Source organism: Thalassospira profundimaris (genome assembly GCF_003326755.1).
In the GTDB taxonomy this organism is placed as follows: domain Bacteria; phylum Pseudomonadota; class Alphaproteobacteria; order Rhodospirillales; family Thalassospiraceae; genus Thalassospira; species Thalassospira profundimaris_B.
Genome location: NZ_JPWH01000003.1, coordinates 304808 through 321899, shown reverse-complemented (window position 1 = coordinate 321899; position 17092 = coordinate 304808). Strand labels below are relative to the sequence as shown.

The following is a 17092-nucleotide window of genomic DNA, read 5'->3' as shown; positions in this document are numbered from 1 at the left end:
CTGTCAAGGTAGCCGTGAGAGGACGCTTACGATGAGCAGTGACAGCACCGCCGCGAAGATCGGGCGATCGATAAAAAATTTCGAGATGTTCATAAATTTGGTGTCCCGTAACCCTGATTAAGAGCGGGAATCTCCCTTGGCTGCGCTACCGGCCTCGGCGATGGAACGACGATCCATAGAGACGATTTCGGGCGCGACGGTCATACCGGGGCGAATATGCTGCAATCCTTCGACGACGACACGTTCGCCATCTTTCAGGCCGCTGGTAACAATGCGCATGCCATCCTGTTCGCCACCGACACGAATTTCGCGATATTCGACAACGTTTTGCGGATTTACCACCAGAACGAACTTTTTATCCTGATCGGTTCCAACGGCCCGTTCGGCAACCATCATTGCTTTTCCGGCGCTGGCCTGGCCCAATTCAAGGCGGGCAAATTGCCCGGGGACAAGCCGCCCGTTTTTGTTATCAAATATGGCCTGTACACGAATGGTGCCACTTTTTGAATTGAATTCATTGTCGATCATTTGAACATGACCAGTAATGGCATCAGGACCGATAAAATCGTTGCTCAATTGAACCGGGATTTTCTGCACCGTATTTACCGATGGCTCGCTATTTTGCTGCATGGCCTGCAACAATGCCTGTTCATTGACATCAAAGGTCGCATAAATCGGATCCACCGACACCAGTGTGGTGAGAATTTCGGCATTTGCACCGGCATCAACCAAATTACCCGGAGTGAGACGAATATCGCCGACGCGGCCCGAAATTGGCGCCCTTATTTCGGTATAACCCAGATTAAGTTTGGCAAAACGAAGCTGTGCCTGCGCCGAATGCAGGTCGGCCTCGGCATTCTGTTTGGTTTCCTGGCGCTGATCCAGAACCGTGCGGGTAATGACACGGGTTTTCCAAAGTTCATTGCCGCGCTCAAGCTCCGTTTTTGCCAGCTTCAAGCGGGATTGAGCCGAAAAAACGGCGGCTTCTGCACGGGCAACTTCGGTTTCAAATGGGGCAGGGTCCAGGGTAAACAGCAAATCTCCCTGTTTGACCAAATCCCCCTCGTGAAAATGAACCGCCTGGATCGCCCCGGCAACACGTGGACGTATTTCAACACGATCAATGGCTTCCAATCGGCCTGAAAATCGCGACCAACGGGTGATATTCTGACTGTGAATTTCGGCAACAGTCGCCGGGACAGGTGCGGGTGCCTGGGCCGGTGCAGGGGATTCTTGCTGTTCTTCGGCGTGAATAAACGGAATTGGCAATACGCCCGCCACGCCAGCGGCCGTCAACACAATAGCGACGGCGCCAACCGCATATCGGAATTTGGATTTCGATGACATCACGTCTCTCCAGATTTCATTGAGCATATGACATGCAACTTTGTCGCGACCATATGCGCAGATGGCAGATTGCAATAGCCGGTGTTTCCAACACTTAGCGTTCCAAAATAAGAACGAACCTAAATTGCAATGTCGGATCAACTGATCGGGCCGCCGTTAAAACCGGCCGAAAAATGACGCATTGCAATGTAAATGAAGGATTTTCCCGGACAGACAATCTGGGATATTGGTTGGAAAGATAAGGGATATCAGCGACAAGGCGTTAGACTGATCGTCGCGGGTTTTTGCACAATCGTGCAAATTTTTACGGCATCTGCGAAAAGTAATATGGGACGGAGTCACAAGGCGTTGCACATTTGGGACAATCTTTTTCCTTACAGTTTCCGACAGGACACCGTAATCACGCGCCGATATTGCCGTGATTAGGCAAATATCATTTCATGTTGAGCTGACAGAATTACCGGGCAAGAGCAGGCACTTGTTTGGAAAACAAAGCCACGTACAAAAGAGTTATAATATATATTATGACAAATAATGGCAATTCTATAAATGACGACGATGCAGTTCCCGCATGCGCTGTCTTTCGCTACGAGACCGGCATTGTCCGGTTTCGGCATCACGTGGATAAACATGACCGTGCTCGTCAAGATCGAATGTCCTGCTGGCACCAATAACACCTTTTTCCGAACTGTAGACGCCCATAACCATAATCTCAAAGGAACGGCAATTGGCACCGTTTTCTGTTACAAGCCCGGTTTCCCCTGGATTGTCGGCGTTTGTCTGGGTTTGAACCAAGGTATCACGCTGCGTTATCAATCGTTTAATGTCGCCAATATCTAGTGAACATCCGGCCGCTAGCGGACCTTGAAAGGTACCATAAGCATTTGTGTCCGCCTGACTGTCATCTGACATAGGCTCCCAATCGCTGACCTTGTGCCATGTTTGTTCTTCGTTACCAAACAGACCAACAAGAATGACTTCAATATGGACGCTTTCGAGGCTCATATTGCTAACCAGAAACCGCGAATGCAATGTGCGCCCACGGGTTTGATTGATCAAAATTTTTGGGCGTCTGGTACGCCGATATTGCGCCAACAGGATTTGGGCATAAAAAATCCAAACACCTAAGGTTAAAAAACTGATGGTGATTTGGAGAACGGTATGATGATTCTTGATCCATTCGAGCATTCAAACCTGCGATCCAGTGAATTGAAACAACCTTCAAGGCGCGAGCCTAACGTTACAAAACCGCAAGAGGTTCCGAATACTCGGAGGAAAGACAATAAGAGAACTATGTCAGTCAGCATAAATACACCCGACAGCTACGCTGCCCTTGCGCCCTGCCCGACATAGAATCAGTTGAAGATCAGCCTGCAATCGGCTCAAACATTTTTCAATGTTTCGGAATTCTTTTCGACAATGGCTTCGTGATCAAGAAGCGGCGCGACATCGATATCTCCCGCGTCCATCATCGTGGAGACCCGCTGCAAAGCGGCAACGAGAAAGCTTTGCTCCCATTCCTCAAGATTTTTGAATTTCTCGGAAAAACGGTCATGCAACGCCATTGGTGCTTTGGCCAGCACTTCATGCGCCATGTCCGTCAGCCGGACATATACTTTACGTTTGTCGGTATGTCCGCGGGCCCGCTGCACCAGCCCCATAGACTGCAACTTGTCGACCAGCGCCGTTGTCGAGGCCTGGGCAAGATTTACTTTTGCCGCAATTTCGCCAACGGTCATTTCCCCCGCATCATCAAGAGATTGCAAAACAAGCAATTGCGAAGTTTTCAAGCCGGCCAGTTTGCCCAGCCGTTTGGCATGAATGTCACTGGCGCGAAGAATGCGGCGAATTGAAATCAATGCGTCGTGCAGCTTGTCCATTTGCAGATCCGATAGAACTCTTTCCAAATTTGGTTATAGCCTTCAAACCCCTGAAAGACAACGGATTTTCTAGTGATCAATCGTAAAGAGATACAAATTTATATAGAATTACTATGATTTTGTGACGCTGAAAAACTTTGATAACAAATTTGTTCCCACGCCAAGGTAAAATTAATTTTTCCATATATATCAATAATTTAAGTCATTTTTCTCCAATATCGCGATCAATCATGTTGATTAAAATACATCGATAATCTATGTTTCTCGTCATTCATCTAGATCGATTGGCGAAACAATTAGGCAGATAGAACGATGAAAGTTGCCACAAGCGACGGCAAGTCGAAAAGCAAGACCAAGAATCTGGTTATTCGTAAACCGAATTCCACAGACGGAGCGGCGGTGAACGAATTGATTGCAGATTGCAAGCCGCTTGATGAGAACTCTGTTTACTGCAACCTGCTTCAATGCTCCCATTTCGCGCCGACCTGCGCCCTTGCAGAGCTGAACGGCGAAGTTGTGGGCTTTGTTTCAGGCTACCTTGTGCCCGAAACCCCGGAGCGCCTGTTTATTTGGCAGGTTGCGGTTTCCCCCAAGGCACGCGGCCTGAAGCTTGGCAAGCGCATGATCCTTGATATCCTTGATCGCGGCGTTTGCCACGATGTCACGGAGCTTCATACGACTATTACGACCTCCAATGCGCCGTCGCAGGGTGTGTTCAGGTCGGTGGCCCGTGAATTGGAAACCGATGTCAACCGCAAGGTGCTTTTTGACCGTGAGAAGCATTTTGATGGCGCAGCCGCCAGCGAAATTCTCTGGCAGATCGGCCCGTTTGAACGGGTTGATGTTGAACGCGTTGCTGCCTGAGGCTCTCACGCCTTGATTTTGGAAAAGCGCCGAATTTCCGGGAACAAAACCGGACCTTCGGCGTTTAATTTGCCATACGAATTTTATTTCTCCCCAAAAGAAAGAGAAAGTTATGACTGTATTTGATCGCCTTGAATCGGAAGTTCAGAGCTATGCACGCTCCTTCCCTGTCACCTTTGATAAAGCCGAAGGTGCCTGGCTGACGGATACGGATGGAAATCGCTATTTGGACTTCCTCGCCGGTGCTGGCAGCCTGAATTACGGGCATAATAACCCTGTTCTTCAAGAAGCCCTAGTTGACTATATCAAGTCAAACGGTATTACCCACGGGCTGGACATGCACAGCAGCGCCAAGGAGAAATTCCTGACCGCGATGGAAGAGAAACTCTTCAAGCCGCGCAATATGGAATATAAGATCCAGTTTACCGGCCCGACCGGCACCAATGCTGTTGAAGCCGCCCTGAAACTGGCACGCCGTGTTAAAGGCCGTGAAAATGTCATTTCCTTTACCAATGGCTTTCATGGCGTAACCCTTGGGGCGCTGGCTGTCACCGGGAATGAGCACCACCGTGGTGCTGCAGGTGTCTCGCTGGATAATGCCGTTGCCGTGCCGTTTGACGGTTATATGGGCGATGGTGTGGACACCACCGACTATCTTGACCGCGTCCTGAGCGATAATTCCAGTGGTGTTGAGCTTCCTGCTGCGATCATTGTCGAAACCGTTCAGGGTGAAGGTGGCCTCAATGCCGCTGACTTTGACTGGCTCAAAAAGGTCGAGGCCCTGTGCCGCAAGCACGACATTCTTTTGATTGTCGATGACATTCAGGCGGGTTGTGGCCGTACCGGTACCTTCTTCAGCTTTGAACCGGCTGGTATCAAGCCGGACATGATCACGCTGTCAAAATCGCTCTCGGCATACGGACTGCCGTTTGCCGTTGTGCTGATCAAGCCGGAATATGATGTATGGCATCCGGGTGAACATAACGGCACCTTCCGTGGTAACAATCATGCCTTTGTCACGGCTGCGGCGGCGCTGGAACATTTCTGGTCAGATGATGAATTTGCCAAAAGTGTCCAGGAAAAAGGTGAATTTCTTGGCAAACGCCTTGAAGAGATCGCCTCGCGCTATGGTGAGAATGGCAGCATTTACCGCAAGGGTCGCGGCCTGATGCAGGGCATTTGCTTTGAAAGCGGCGAGATTGCCGACAAGGTGACTTCTGAATGTTTCACCCATAATCTGATTATCGAAACCAGTGGCCCGGAAGATGAAGTTGTCAAATGCCTGGTGCCGCTGATTATTTCGATGGAAGATCTGGCGCATGGCCTGGATATTCTGGAAATGTCGACTGCCAAAATTATGGGTAAGGACGTTGTGACCGCCCAGGCCGCAGCCGAATAACAAACCTTTTTTAGGGTGACGGTATACGCCGTCACCCGGCTCACCAATTATACTAATAGATCAAAGAGTTAGAGATGATTGTTCGTACGCTTAAAGAATGTGAAGAATCTGGCCGCCGGATTGTTGCCGACAATTGGGAAAGCACCCGTTTGTCTTTGGCCGACGATGGCATGGGTTTTTCGTTCCATATCACGACCATATACGCCGGTACAGAAACTGAAATCTGCTATGCCAACCACTTTGAAACGGTTTACTGCATTTCGGGCAATGGCGAAGTTGAAACCATTGAAGATGGCAAGAAATACAAGATCGTACCGGGCACTGTTTACATCCTGAACAAACATGATCGCCACTATCTGCGGGGTGGTACGGAAGACATGGTGGTTGCCTGCGCTTTCAATCCGCCGTTAAACGGTAGTGAAACCCACGATGAAAATGGTGTTTATCCGCTCGATGGCGAAGCCCTTGCCAGCTAAAACCCGTAAAACGGGGCAGGTACATACCCTGCCCCGCTCCGTGAAGAGAGAAACTTTCAAGGAAACGGCCCCTAAAGGAGGCATCATGGTTTCAGCCCGTAAACAAGCGGACGCCGGACATAGTGTCCACAAGATCGGTGGAACGTCCATGACGCAGGTTCAGGCTGTGATGGATAATATTCTGGTTGGTGATCGTAGCGAGAGCGACCTTTATAACAGAATTTTTGTTGTTTCGGCCTATGGCGGCTTTACCGACCTGCTGCTTGAAAACAAAAAAACTGGCGAAGCGGGCGTTTACCAGCTTTATGCCGGTTCGGAAACGGACTGGGCATGGGGTGATGCCCTAACCAGGGTCGCCGATAAAATGTGCGCCTTGAACGAGGAAATTTTTCAGGATCAGAATGATCTGAAACTGGCAAATTCCTTTGTTCAGGAACGCGTTGAAGGCACACGCAGCTGCCTGATGGATTTGCATCGCCTGTGCAGCTTTGGCCATTTCAAGCTGGAAAAGCACCTGCTGACCGTGCGTGAAATGTTAAGCGCAATTGGCGAAGCCCACAGTGCGCACAACACCATGCTGCTTTTGCGCAGCCAGGGCGTAAATGCGGTATTTGCCGATCTTTCCGGCTGGCGCGAGCCTGAAGCTTCGACCCTGGATGAACGCATCAACAGTGTTTTTGACAATATTGATGTTAGCTCCCAGCTGCCAATTGTCACCGGCTATGCCCAGTGCAGCGAAGGTTTGATGAGCATCTATGGCCGTGGTTACAGTGAAGTGACCTTCTCGCGCATTGCCTGTCTGACAGGTGCGCATGAGGCCATCATTCACAAGGAATTTCACCTTAGCAGTGCGGATCCGCGCATTGTGGGCGAAGATGCGGTTCGTCCGATCGGGCGCACCAGCTATGATGTGGCGGACCAGCTTTCAAATATGGGGATGGAAGCCATTCATCCGCGTGCAGCCAAGGGCCTGCGTCAGAATGGTATCCCGCTGCGCATTGCCAATACCTTTGAACCCGAACATCCGGGCACTGTTATTGACGATGACTGGAACCCGGATGACAGCCGTGTCGAGATTGTAACCGGCATTGGCGCTGCCTTCGAGATCGAGGTCTTTAACCAGGATATGGTGGGCGTACCTGGTGCCGAAGAGGAAGTGCTGAGTGTTCTGAAACGCTACAAGGTTCCGACCGTTACAAAGAACCTGAATGCCAACACAATTACGCATTATGTTTCGGCCCCGCTCAAGCAGATCCGCCGCTGTGTTGAAGAGATTGAGAGCCGCCAGCCCGAGGCCTCGGTCAAAACACGCAAGGTGGCAATTGTTTCGGTTATCGGTGCGAATATCAATCAGCCCGGTCTGTTTGCCCGTGCGGTAAGCATTCTTGATGATGCCGGTGTTGAGCTGGTTGCCAGCCATTCGCCCAGCCGTCGGGTTGACCTGCAATTCGTGGTGACAGAAAGCGACTTTAACAAAGCAATCGTTGCCCTGCATCGCGGTCTGGTCGAAGGCAAGAAAAATCCTTCAAAGGAAACCAAATCCTCCGACGCGGAAAGCGGTTCAGAAGATCAGGTTAAACTGTCTGCCGCCTGATTTTTGTTCCATCACACTATATCCAAACAGCCACGTCATTAATTTGACGTGGCTGTTGCCGTTTGGGTGACTGTTTCATTGCTCAAACATGACAGAGAAAAGAACTTTTCGCCCGGTACTAGCAAGCTGCCCCGCCCTCACCTTATTATCCAACAAAATTTCCTGTCAAATACCTGACGATGCAGCCGAGTTTCTTTTTCCGTCGTTGCAAGCCAGTGATTTCATGCAAATAGACACATATGACCAATGATGCTGCGATGGATATTCATGTGCGAAAACCGGGTGTAACGCCGCTTTTATCGCGTTTCCGCCCGTCAGGCATAAGCAGTGACCTGATATTGCCGCTGGTGCTGTTTTTCATGGGTGTGATCGCCTATTTACCAGGCCTGTGGCAGGTGCCGCCGCTTGATCGCGACGAACCACGCTTTACCCAGGCCACCAAGCAAATGCTTGAAACCAATCAATATATCGATATCCGCTTTCAGGATCAGCCGCGCTATAAAAAACCTGTTGGCATATACTGGCTGCAATCTGCCGCTGTTCTTTTGACCGGGCACGACGCCAAGGCCCCGCTTTGGGTTTACCGGCTGCCTTCCTTTGTCGGCGGCATTTTGGCTATTCTGTTAACTTATTGGGTTGCAAGGGCTTTTTGCGATCCCAAAACCTCTTTTATTGCCGCTCTTTTTGTCGGATCGACTATTATTTTAGGTGTTGAGGCGCGTCTGGCAAAAACCGACACTTCCCTTTTATGGACCATTCTGTGGGCGCAGGGGGCTCTGGCGCGCCTTTGGCTACATCCAACGCCGAAACCAGACTGGCGGCTGGCTTTCTGTTTCTGGACGGCCCTTGCGCTTGGAATTTTGATCAAAGGGCCAATTGCACCTATGGTCGTCGGCTTTACAGTGTTGGGGCTTTGTCTCATCAAACGGGACATCACATGGCTTAAATCGGCAACACCCTTATATGGGTTTTTATGGCTGTGCGTTCTGATTTTGCCGTGGTTTTTTGCCATTGCAAAATTGACTGACTATTCCTTTTTTCAGGAATCTCTCGGCCATGACCTGCTGGGAAAAGTTGTCGGTGGTCAGGAAAGTCATGGCAAGCCACCAGGAATGCACCTGGTGTTTATGTTTTTTGTGTTCTGGCCGCTTACCGGTTTTTTTGTTCTGGCGCTGCCCCATCTATGGCGCAGCCGTTCCCAAAAAATGGTCCAGTTTTGCGCCTGTTGGTTTGTCCCGTCCTGGATTGTCTTTGAGCTGACAGGCACAAAATTACCGCACTACACCATGCCGCTTTTACCGGCTCTCGCAATATGCGTGACGGCAAGCCTCTGGAATAACAATACCGTTCGGCAGACCAACAAATATCTTGCCTGGGGCAGTGCTATTGTGTTGACCCTGCCAGCAGTCTTGTTGCCGATTGCAACAATCGTGCTTCCCCTGCATCTGAAAATCTCTCCCTCTGTCCCGGGTGTCGGCGTATCCATTCTTGCTGCCGTCCTGGCTATAATCGCGGCCATCTACATCATCAAACATCGTGTTCATCACGCCATGCCCTTTGCAATTATTGGCGCCATTATAATGAGCACCGGTTTTTGGGGATTTGTCGCGCCATCCCTAAGCCCGATCTGGATCAGTTCACGCCTGGTAGCGGCCATTTCAAAGGTCGCCCCCTGCCCTTATCCCGCCGTCGCCATTGCCGGGTTTAACGAACCCAGTTTTATATTTCTTGAAGGCACGCATACGCGCGTTTTTTCTGGTGCACAGGCAGCGGATTTTCTTTCAACCAGTCAGGTCTCAGTACCGGCTGATGCCCTTGCCCCTGCGGCGTCTCTCACAAACACCTGTCGGGTTGCCGCAATTGAAAGCCATCAAAAGGCGGCCTTTGTCAACGAGGCAGACAAAATGGGGCTCGTCATCAAGCCATCTGCATCCGTGCAAGGTCTGAACATTAATGGCGGTCATCACATGAATATCGACATTTATGTAAATTCCCGACGATAACGGATCAATGACGGATCATGTCATGCGCTTTCGAGAGCTAATTTCCCGCACCTGCCAACGCATTGTTGCAAATGCCGCAGGGTCATATCGCATTTTCAAAAACCGCAAAGGCAGGATTCTGAAATCGTTCAGTCCTGTTCAGCCGATATATTATCCGCAAAATCTTGCTGCCCTTGTGCTGATCGGCACGGGTTTGTGCATGATCTTTCTGGACGAGCCAAGCCATTACTGGCGCGAAACTTTGCCGGTCGGATTTTTGCATACATTTGGCTGGCTCAATGCGTTGGGGAATTCATCCTGGCTTTTGCTCGGCAGTGGTGTTTTGTGCCTTGTTTTGCTTGCCCAAAACACCCGAAAATTTGGCCTTCGGTTGCGAATGGCCCTTTATTCCACCTTTATATATAGCGCATTTTTATTTTACACGGTGGCAGTCAGTGGTTTGCTGGTCATCGCCATCAAGTGGCCGTTGGGGCGCGCCCGGCCAAAGCTATTCGACACGATGGGGGCTTTTCACTTTGATCCCCTGATCTTCAAGGCCGCCTATTCCAGTTTTCCATCCGGTCATGCCACCACGGTTGGGGCGACAATTGTGACATTGGCGTTGATTTTTCCATCCTGGCGCGGCTTTATTTTCGCGACCGGTTTCTGGGTTGCGATTAGTCGTGTGATATGGGGAGCACATTATCCTTCTGATGCCTTTACCGGTGTTTTGCTGGGGGCCACCTTTTCTTATTACAGTGCGCGTGTGCTGGCCCGTCGGCATATCGGGTTCAAATTATCCGCTGGTGGGCGTTTGCATCGATCATTAGGGGTTTCATCTGCCCGCCAATGCAGGCATGTTGTGGGCAACATGCTGAAAAAACCAAAGAACGGTCAGGCACCCGCATCTTCTTCAGTCCGGGATGCCGTTGTGCAATCAACCACCCCTTTAAGGTCGAGAAATTAGAATGCCCGATAGCGCCAAAACAGCAATAAATGACCTGCTTATGGTCATGGCCCGACTGCGCGATCCGAAAACAGGCTGCCCGTGGGATATAGAGCAGAATTTCTCGACGATTTCGCCCTACACCATCGAAGAAGCCTATGAAGTGGCTGATGCCATTGCTCATAACGATATGGTGGAATTGCGCGAAGAGCTGGGAGACTTGTTATTGCAGGTCGTCTTTCATGCGCAAATGGCTGAAGAATTGAACTTGTTTACCTTTAATGACGTCGCCCAAGGCATCACCGATAAAATGATTGCCCGTCATCCTCATGTCTTTGGCACTGGCGATGCCAAAACCCCGGAAAATATCAACCAAACCTGGGAAAAACTGAAAGCGGCCGAGCGGGCGCGCAAAGCTGATCGGAAAGGTAAGAACATTCCAAGTGCGCTAGATGGCGTGGCTTCCGCCCTGCCGGCGCTGATGCGGGCTGAAAAGCTGACCAAACGCGCGGCCCGTGTCGGTTTTGACTGGCCAGATATTGAGCAGGTTTTTGATAAACTGGCCGAAGAAATTAGCGAATTACGTGCCGAAATGACTGAAAACCCGGTTCAGGACCGCTTGGAAGATGAATTGGGGGACATGTTGTTTGTCATGGCCAATCTGGCCCGCAAAATGAAAATAGACCCTGAGGTCGCCTTGCGCCGTGCAAATCACAAATTTACGCGCCGTTTTCAATTCATTGAACAGGAATTGGCACAGATGGGCAAGACACCCGATCAATCCAGCCTCGATGAAATGGACGACCTTTGGAATGCTGCCAAAATTGCCGAACGAAAAAAGGCCGCCAGCGAAAACTGACGACCTTAAATCAGATTATTTATTGCCAAACAGGTTGCAGCAATTGGTTGATCTCGTCCCACAATTCAGGTGAGGATGCGCAAATCAGGGCTGCTCCACTGCCATTGGCGTGATAATCGTGTTTTTGGCCATCTTTCGAGAAATACCTGTCAACCCCGCCAGCCTCACGAACCAGCAGGGTTCCCGGTGCGTGGTCCCAGGGCTTTAAAGTACGATAAACACAAAAATCGTAATTTCCCTGCGCAACATCCTGGTATTCCGCCCCACAGCAGGAATAATAGGACAGTTTTTCAAAAAAATCGCGCTTGCCATATGCCTTGGCAAGACGGGTGCGAATATAGGAAATCAGAAAACCACGTGCGTTGAAAGCAGACGTAATTTCAGAACGGACCTTAACTGGTTTTCCATTGTGAAAGGTGCCACTTCCCTGTTCCGCGACAGTAACGTCACCGCTCAAGGGATCAACGATCCAGGCGGCCACCGTCTGACCATCTTGATAAAGTGCTAGCATGGAGCGAAACGGCTGGCGCTGGTGGGCAAAGTTTTTTGTCCCGTCAACCGGATCAATAATCCAGATCGGTGCATTTTGAGCAAAGATTGTTTTTTGCAAAGAGGCATCATGGTGAGCAGCCTCTTCACCCAACGCAACACTGCCTGGAAGCAGTGCTGTCAAACGCCGGGTCAACACGCGTTCGGCTTCGGTATCGGCAATGGTTACAAGGTCCTGCGCATGGGTCTTAATGTCAATATCACCAGCATCAAGCTGCCCGAATCGCGGCGCAATTTCTTCTGCGGCGACCTCGCGGATAATGGCTGTAACCTTGTCTATATCCGGTGTCATCACGTTAAAGTTCCTGCGTCCTATTCGGGTTAAGCGATTAAACGGAATAAAGTTCCAGACCGTTTTTTTGACACCAGTCCTCGAATCGGCCCAGCCGTGTTTCGTCAAGGCGGATTTCTATGCTGATGCCGTCATTACCTTCGATACGGTTTAATACCTCGCCCTGCTGGTATAATCCAGCCAGCGCCTTGCCATTGGCATAGGGCACCAGAACCTGAAAAACCGGCATTTCGGCGGTCAGGCGGTCTTCGATCAACCGCAACAGGCTGTCACAGTTTTCCCCGGTTAATGCCGAAACCACGATGGTGTTGTTCTGACGGCTGCTTTGTTCCAGCACCGCCAGACGGTCCTCTTCATCCAGAAGGTCAACCTTGTTCAGGGCCTCAACCAGTTCTGCCCCGTCGATGACCTGTTGCAAGCCAAGTTCTTTCAGGACTTCCAGCACATCCTGTTTTTGTGCATCCGTTTCCGGCGAGGACGCATCCCGAACATGAACAATCAGGTCAGCTTCCAAAACCTCTTCCAGGGTCGCACGGAAGGCGGCAACCAGGTCGTGCGGCAAATCGGAAACAAAACCAACCGTGTCAGACATAATGACTTTGCGACCGCTAGGCAGCTCCAACCCGCGCATGGTGGGGTCAAGAGTCGCAAACAGCATGTCTTCGGCAAAAACGTCGGACTGTGTTAAGCGGTTAAACAGCGTTGATTTCCCGGCATTGGTATAGCCGACCAAGGCCACAATCGGATAAGGTACACGTCTGCGCGCCTTGCGATGCAAGTCGCGTGTGCGTTTTACCTCGTCAAGTTCGCGCCGCAGTTTTGCCAGTTTGTCCCCGATCAGGCGACGGTCAATTTCGATCTGCCTTTCACCCGGGCCCGCCAAAAAGCCACGGCCACCACGCTGGCGCTCAAGGTGCGTCCAGGTACGAACCAGGCGCGACCTTTGATAACTCAGCAGGGCCAGCTGCACCTGAAGGCTACCTTCACGCGTTTGTGCGCGATTGGCAAAAATCTCCAGGATCAAACCCGTCCGGTCAATAACCTTGGCCTTCCATTCACGTTCCAGGTTACGTTGCTGAATAGGCGTTAACTGGCCGTTGACCATGACAAGGTCGGCTTCTTCGTCCCGGATCCAGCCGCCGATTTTTTCGACGGTACCCGTTCCGAAAAGCGTGGCCGGGCGCGGCTTTGCCACCGAGACGATTTCCGCCCCGGATACGTCAAAGTCGAGCGCGCCCGTAAGATTTACAGCTTCGTCAAGGCGCGACTGAGCGTCACGCCAAACCGAATCGGCGTCGATACGTTTGGGATCCGGATGGATCACCAAGACGCGGGGGCGAGCGTCTTTGTCGTCCACCCCCGATGTCAAAGTTTCGTCAGCTATTTTCTTCGTCCGTGGCTGGCTGGCTTGGATCAAACAATTTAATAGGCGTCGTCGGCATTACCGTCGAAATCGCATGTTTGTAAACAAGCTGTGTATGGGCATCGCGCCGCAGCAAAACAGAAAAATTGTCAAACCAGGTAATAATCCCCTGAAGCTTGACTCCGTTGACCAGAAATACGGTAACCGGCGTTTTGTTTTTACGGCAATAATTCAGGAATACGTCCTGAACATTTTGTGATTTTTCCGCCATTGGTTAGACCTAGCCTTCTTTTATGAGCGTTTTTTTGGTTTTGGGCGGTCAAGGAAAATACCGAACCATTACCCCCCTCAGGAATTAATAGTTCGCGTCCCACCTTCTTATGACCTGGAGGAACTATAAGACTTTCCCCAAGTGTTTTACAACCCCTGCAAGCTCTTCGCAATCACGGAAATGCCAATCAGGGCAAAAAGCCGCCATTTCCGAGGCATCAGCACCACCGGTTACTTCATCGCCAACGATGATGGCAACGGCCCCGGCATTGCGTGCACACTGAATATCAACGACGCTATCGCCGACAAACCACAGAGTCCCGGTTTGCATTGCAGCATTTTCACCCAGCGCCATATGAACCGGATCAATTGCCGGTTTATCCTGTGGAGCATCGGTTGCGCCCACCTGATTGCCAAAAAAGTGCCCCCATTCGAGATGAGCAACCTCGGCCCGCAAAAATGCGCCCTGTTTGTTACTGACGATTGCCGTGTAAATACCGGCATCCTTCAATGCCTGCAACAGGTCATGCGCCCCCTTCAGGGGTTCGACCTTTTCAAGGTGAATGCGTGCAAAATGTTCATAAAACCGGTCCTTGGCCCCTTCCCAGTCATCGCCGAACAGGGCCGGAAAACTGTCACGCATGGAACGGGCAACGCGGATATGGGCTTCTTCCATTGTCCAGCGTTCAAGGCCGTAATCATCAAATGTCAAATTCAGCGCCACAAGAATCGGCCCCCAACTATCAACAAGGGTATTGTCCCAGTCAAAAAGGACAGCATCCGGACGCGCAAGCTCAGATTTTGACATTGTCATAATTTCAGTTCGTTAGAATGTAAAATACCCCCCTGTTTGACAAGATACCGTATCAAACAGGAGAAGATGAAAAGAGCGGGCAACGGCAACGCACCCTACCAGTCTTGATCCAGCGATCAACAGCCCTGTTTTGCCTGGTCAGCCAGTTTTTCCATCGCGTCGAAATAGGCGTCACGCAAGGTCCTGGCAACCGGCCCCATCTCGCCATTGCTAATGGCAACTTCATCGATTTTCCAAACTGGCATCACAAAGGTCGAGGCACTGGAGATAAACGCTTCACGCGCATTTTGCGCTTCTTCAACGGTAAAGGCGCGTTCTTCAAAACGAAAACCGTTCTCGCGGGCAAATTCAAGAAGGGCCATGCGCGTAATGCCGCGCAGGATATTATGATCCGCCTGTCGGGTGACGATGACGTTATCCTTTGTCACGATCCAGGCATTCGATGATGCCCCCTCGGTGACGTAGCCGTCGTCATCAACCTGCCATGCCTCAAAGGCCTTTGCTTCGCGGGCTTTTTGTTTGGCAAGGGCCGCAGGCAACAGACCAACCGTTTTAATATCGCGCCGCGCCCAGCGTTGATCGCGGGTTGTAATCACCATTACCGGTTTCACATCGCGCCCCGGAAAGGTCTTGCTGCGTGCGGTGACAACAATGGTGGGCATGGCGGCATAGGGAAACGGAAAATCACGCGGTGCAACACCGCGTGTAACCTGAAAATAAACCAGCCCGTCGCGCACCAGATTTAACCGCACCATCCGCCGCAAAACCTGTGACAAGGCCGCCCGCGCCATTGGCATGGCGATTTGCAATTCAGAAAGTGATCGTTCCAGACGGTCAAGATGCCCTGCCTCGTCGATCAACTGACCTTTGTAAACCGCCACGACCTCGTAAACGCCATCTGCGAACTGAAAACCACGGTCTTCGACATGAACCGACGCTTCTGAATGCGGAACATAACGTCCATTCACATAAGCAATACGAGACATTTGGTAATTCCCGCTTAAATCAATAGGATGACGGAATTTGCAAAAGCATTTCGCAAGATTGTCGGAGCCGCAGGTTAGAAATATTCCAGCCGGACCGCAAACATCTTTTCAACCTTTTTGATTTGCTCGGATCCAGCAAAAACCACGATACGGTCATTGGCCTCGATCACGGTATTTGCACGCGGCATGACAACCTTTTCGTCACGCAGGATCGCCCCGAAAACCACCCCTGGCGGCATTGCGATATCTTTAATGGCCTTCCCAACAATTGGTGCTGTTTCAAGGGCTTCCGCCTCAAGCACCTCGCCAAATCCCTCGGAAAGGCTATGAACCGCACGGATACGACCACGACGCACATGTTGCAGGATTGTTGAAACTGTCGTCATACGCGGGCTGATCACCACGTCGACTCCCAGTTCGGATACCAGTGAGGTATAAGTACTTTTATTGACCAGCGTCAGTGCGCGCGGACAGCCATAGCGTTTGGCCAGAAGCGACGACAAAATGTTGGTTTCGTCATCATTTGTCAGGGCGACCACAGCTTCGGCATTGGCAACGTTGGCTTCTTCAAGCAGTTCGGGGTCCAGAACGTCCCCACACAGAACAACGCTTTTCTTCGGTAACTTCTGGGCAACAAACCGGGCCCGTTCCGGATCCGATTCAATAAGTCGTGTCGTTACCCCCGGGAAATTGTTGTTGATCTCTTCAGCCAGGAACAGGGCAATGTTACCACCACCAAAAATAACAATACGGCGTGCTTCGGGGTCTTCGTGGCCAAAGGCCGACATCGCCCGGTCCACCTGATCGCTGGAAACAGCCAGATAAACGAGGTCGCCCGCCAACATCGGATCTTCGCCTTTGGGGTAAACCGGTTTATCGTTTCGAATCATGCCCAGAATGGAAATATTGAGATCCGGGAACAACTGATGCAACTGGCGCAATGGCGTATTGATCACCGGGCAGTCTTCATTACACCGCAACCCGAGAATTTTGACCATGTCATCGGCAAACGGGATCATATCAAATGCACCGGGCGCGCGCAGACGGCGCGCCACCGCTCGGGCCACTTCCATTTCCGGCGAAATGACAACATCAATCGGCAGTTTTTCCCGGCCAAACAACCCGGCCCATTCGGGCTGCAGGTAGGTCTGGCTACGAATACGGGCAATCTTGGTGGGAACGTTAAACAGCGAATGTGCGACCTGGCAGGCTGTCATATTGACTTCATCGGCAAAGGTCACGGCGATCAGCATGTCGGCTTCTTCGGCGCCGGCCTGCTGCAACACATCGGGGTGTGACCCAAAGCCGATAATGCCCTTGACTTCCAGTGTATCGGAAATCTTGCGAATCAGTTCTTCGGACTGATCAATAACCGTCACATCGTTTTGTTCGGCTGCAAGATATTTGGCAATATGGAACCCCACCTGCCCTGCGCCACAAATGATGACTTTCATTTAGATTTTCTCCTGAT

16 protein-coding genes are annotated in these 17092 nt (G+C 51.0%); 7 read left to right on the top strand and 9 right to left on the bottom strand.

Annotation, left to right across the window (positions count from 1 at the left end; translation table 11 throughout):
- Positions 1-117: 117 nt before the first annotated feature.
- From TH25_RS06080 to TH25_RS06070, 3 genes are all read right to left on the bottom strand, one after another.
- Positions 118-1347 (bottom strand): efflux RND transporter periplasmic adaptor subunit, encoded by a 1230-nt coding sequence (locus TH25_RS06080; protein WP_220151349.1) that lies wholly within the window; start codon positions 1345-1347, stop codon positions 118-120.
- Between the two features lie 543 nt (positions 1348-1890).
- On the bottom strand, positions 1891-2535 hold the full coding sequence (locus tag TH25_RS06075) for a hypothetical protein (RefSeq protein WP_114087519.1): 645 nt from the start codon (positions 2533-2535) through the stop codon (positions 1891-1893).
- 194 nt (positions 2536-2729) lie between these two features.
- The gene (locus TH25_RS06070; RefSeq protein ID WP_114087518.1) at positions 2730-3227 is read right to left on the bottom strand and encodes a MarR family winged helix-turn-helix transcriptional regulator; all 498 of its coding nucleotides are present in this window, start codon (positions 3225-3227) and stop codon (positions 2730-2732) included.
- Positions 3228-3539: 312 nt separating this feature from the next.
- Between TH25_RS06070 and ectA the strand changes: the two genes are divergently transcribed.
- The 7 genes from ectA (at position 3540) to mazG (ending at position 11347) form a co-directional block, all read left to right on the top strand.
- On the top strand, positions 3540-4091 hold the full coding sequence (gene ectA / locus TH25_RS06065; protein ID WP_114087517.1) for a diaminobutyrate acetyltransferase: 552 nt from the start codon (positions 3540-3542) through the stop codon (positions 4089-4091).
- A gap of 112 nt (positions 4092-4203) precedes the next feature.
- Entirely contained in the window at positions 4204-5490 is a 1287-nt protein-coding gene (gene ectB, locus TH25_RS06060; protein ID WP_114087516.1) for a diaminobutyrate--2-oxoglutarate transaminase, read from the top strand.
- Positions 5491-5564: 74 nt separating this feature from the next.
- Complete coding sequence (locus TH25_RS06055) at positions 5565-5966, top strand: ectoine synthase (protein ID WP_114087515.1); 402 nt, start codon at positions 5565-5567, stop codon at positions 5964-5966.
- A gap of 85 nt (positions 5967-6051) precedes the next feature.
- A complete protein-coding gene (locus TH25_RS06050; protein WP_114087514.1) occupies positions 6052-7560 on the top strand; it encodes an aspartate kinase in 1509 nt (502 codons plus the stop codon).
- A gap of 239 nt (positions 7561-7799) precedes the next feature.
- Positions 7800-9563, top strand: a complete 1764-nt coding sequence (locus tag TH25_RS06045; RefSeq protein ID WP_220151348.1) for an ArnT family glycosyltransferase — start codon at positions 7800-7802, stop codon at positions 9561-9563.
- A 199-nt stretch (positions 9564-9762) separates the two neighbouring features.
- Entirely contained in the window at positions 9763-10509 is a 747-nt protein-coding gene (locus TH25_RS06040; RefSeq protein ID WP_181847434.1) for a phosphatase PAP2 family protein, read from the top strand.
- A 1-nt stretch (position 10510) separates the two neighbouring features.
- Positions 10511-11347, top strand: a complete 837-nt coding sequence (mazG, locus tag TH25_RS06035) for a nucleoside triphosphate pyrophosphohydrolase (protein ID WP_114087512.1) — start codon at positions 10511-10513, stop codon at positions 11345-11347.
- Between the two features lie 19 nt (positions 11348-11366).
- Here the strand turns inward: mazG and TH25_RS06030 are convergent, their stop codons facing one another.
- The 6 genes from TH25_RS06030 to trkA form a co-directional block, all read right to left on the bottom strand.
- A complete protein-coding gene (locus tag TH25_RS06030) occupies positions 11367-12188 on the bottom strand; it encodes an inositol monophosphatase family protein (protein WP_114087511.1) in 822 nt (273 codons plus the stop codon).
- 37 nt (positions 12189-12225) lie between these two features.
- Entirely contained in the window at positions 12226-13545 is a 1320-nt protein-coding gene (hflX, locus tag TH25_RS06025) for a GTPase HflX (protein ID WP_404969415.1), read from the bottom strand.
- 19 nt (positions 13546-13564) lie between these two features.
- Entirely contained in the window at positions 13565-13822 is a 258-nt protein-coding gene (gene hfq / locus TH25_RS06020; protein ID WP_007089557.1) for an RNA chaperone Hfq, read from the bottom strand.
- Positions 13823-13945: 123 nt separating this feature from the next.
- Entirely contained in the window at positions 13946-14629 is a 684-nt protein-coding gene (locus TH25_RS06015; protein ID WP_114087544.1) for an HAD family hydrolase, read from the bottom strand.
- 122 nt (positions 14630-14751) lie between these two features.
- The gene (locus tag TH25_RS06010) at positions 14752-15621 is read right to left on the bottom strand and encodes a D-amino-acid transaminase (protein ID WP_114087509.1); all 870 of its coding nucleotides are present in this window, start codon (positions 15619-15621) and stop codon (positions 14752-14754) included.
- Positions 15622-15695: 74 nt separating this feature from the next.
- Positions 15696-17075, bottom strand: a complete 1380-nt coding sequence (gene trkA / locus TH25_RS06005) for a Trk system potassium transporter TrkA (protein ID WP_114087508.1) — start codon at positions 17073-17075, stop codon at positions 15696-15698.
- Between the last annotated feature and the right edge of the window lie 17 nt (positions 17076-17092).

What these genes read in the sequence shown, in the direction of transcription:
- TH25_RS06080 (WP_220151349.1), bottom strand. Translation starts at nt 1,347, where the DNA reads ATGTCATCGAAATCCAAATTCCGATATGCGGTTGGCGCCGTCGCTATT.
- TH25_RS06075 (WP_114087519.1), bottom strand. Translation starts at nt 2,535, where the DNA reads ATGCTCGAATGGATCAAGAATCATCATACCGTTCTCCAAATCACCATC.
- TH25_RS06070 (WP_114087518.1), bottom strand. Translation starts at nt 3,227, where the DNA reads ATGGACAAGCTGCACGACGCATTGATTTCAATTCGCCGCATTCTTCGC.
- ectA (WP_114087517.1), top strand. Translation starts at nt 3,540, where the DNA reads ATGAAAGTTGCCACAAGCGACGGCAAGTCGAAAAGCAAGACCAAGAAT.
- ectB (WP_114087516.1), top strand. Translation starts at nt 4,204, where the DNA reads ATGACTGTATTTGATCGCCTTGAATCGGAAGTTCAGAGCTATGCACGC.
- TH25_RS06055 (WP_114087515.1), top strand. Translation starts at nt 5,565, where the DNA reads ATGATTGTTCGTACGCTTAAAGAATGTGAAGAATCTGGCCGCCGGATT.
- TH25_RS06050 (WP_114087514.1), top strand. Translation starts at nt 6,052, where the DNA reads ATGGTTTCAGCCCGTAAACAAGCGGACGCCGGACATAGTGTCCACAAG.
- TH25_RS06045 (WP_220151348.1), top strand. Translation starts at nt 7,800, where the DNA reads ATGACCAATGATGCTGCGATGGATATTCATGTGCGAAAACCGGGTGTA.
- TH25_RS06040 (WP_181847434.1), top strand. Translation starts at nt 9,763, where the DNA reads ATGATCTTTCTGGACGAGCCAAGCCATTACTGGCGCGAAACTTTGCCG.
- mazG (WP_114087512.1), top strand. Translation starts at nt 10,511, where the DNA reads ATGCCCGATAGCGCCAAAACAGCAATAAATGACCTGCTTATGGTCATG.
- TH25_RS06030 (WP_114087511.1), bottom strand. Translation starts at nt 12,188, where the DNA reads ATGACACCGGATATAGACAAGGTTACAGCCATTATCCGCGAGGTCGCC.
- hfq (WP_007089557.1), bottom strand. Translation starts at nt 13,822, where the DNA reads ATGGCGGAAAAATCACAAAATGTTCAGGACGTATTCCTGAATTATTGC.
- TH25_RS06015 (WP_114087544.1), bottom strand. Translation starts at nt 14,629, where the DNA reads ATGTCAAAATCTGAGCTTGCGCGTCCGGATGCTGTCCTTTTTGACTGG.
- TH25_RS06010 (WP_114087509.1), bottom strand. Translation starts at nt 15,621, where the DNA reads ATGTCTCGTATTGCTTATGTGAATGGACGTTATGTTCCGCATTCAGAA.
- trkA (WP_114087508.1), bottom strand. Translation starts at nt 17,075, where the DNA reads ATGAAAGTCATCATTTGTGGCGCAGGGCAGGTGGGGTTCCATATTGCC.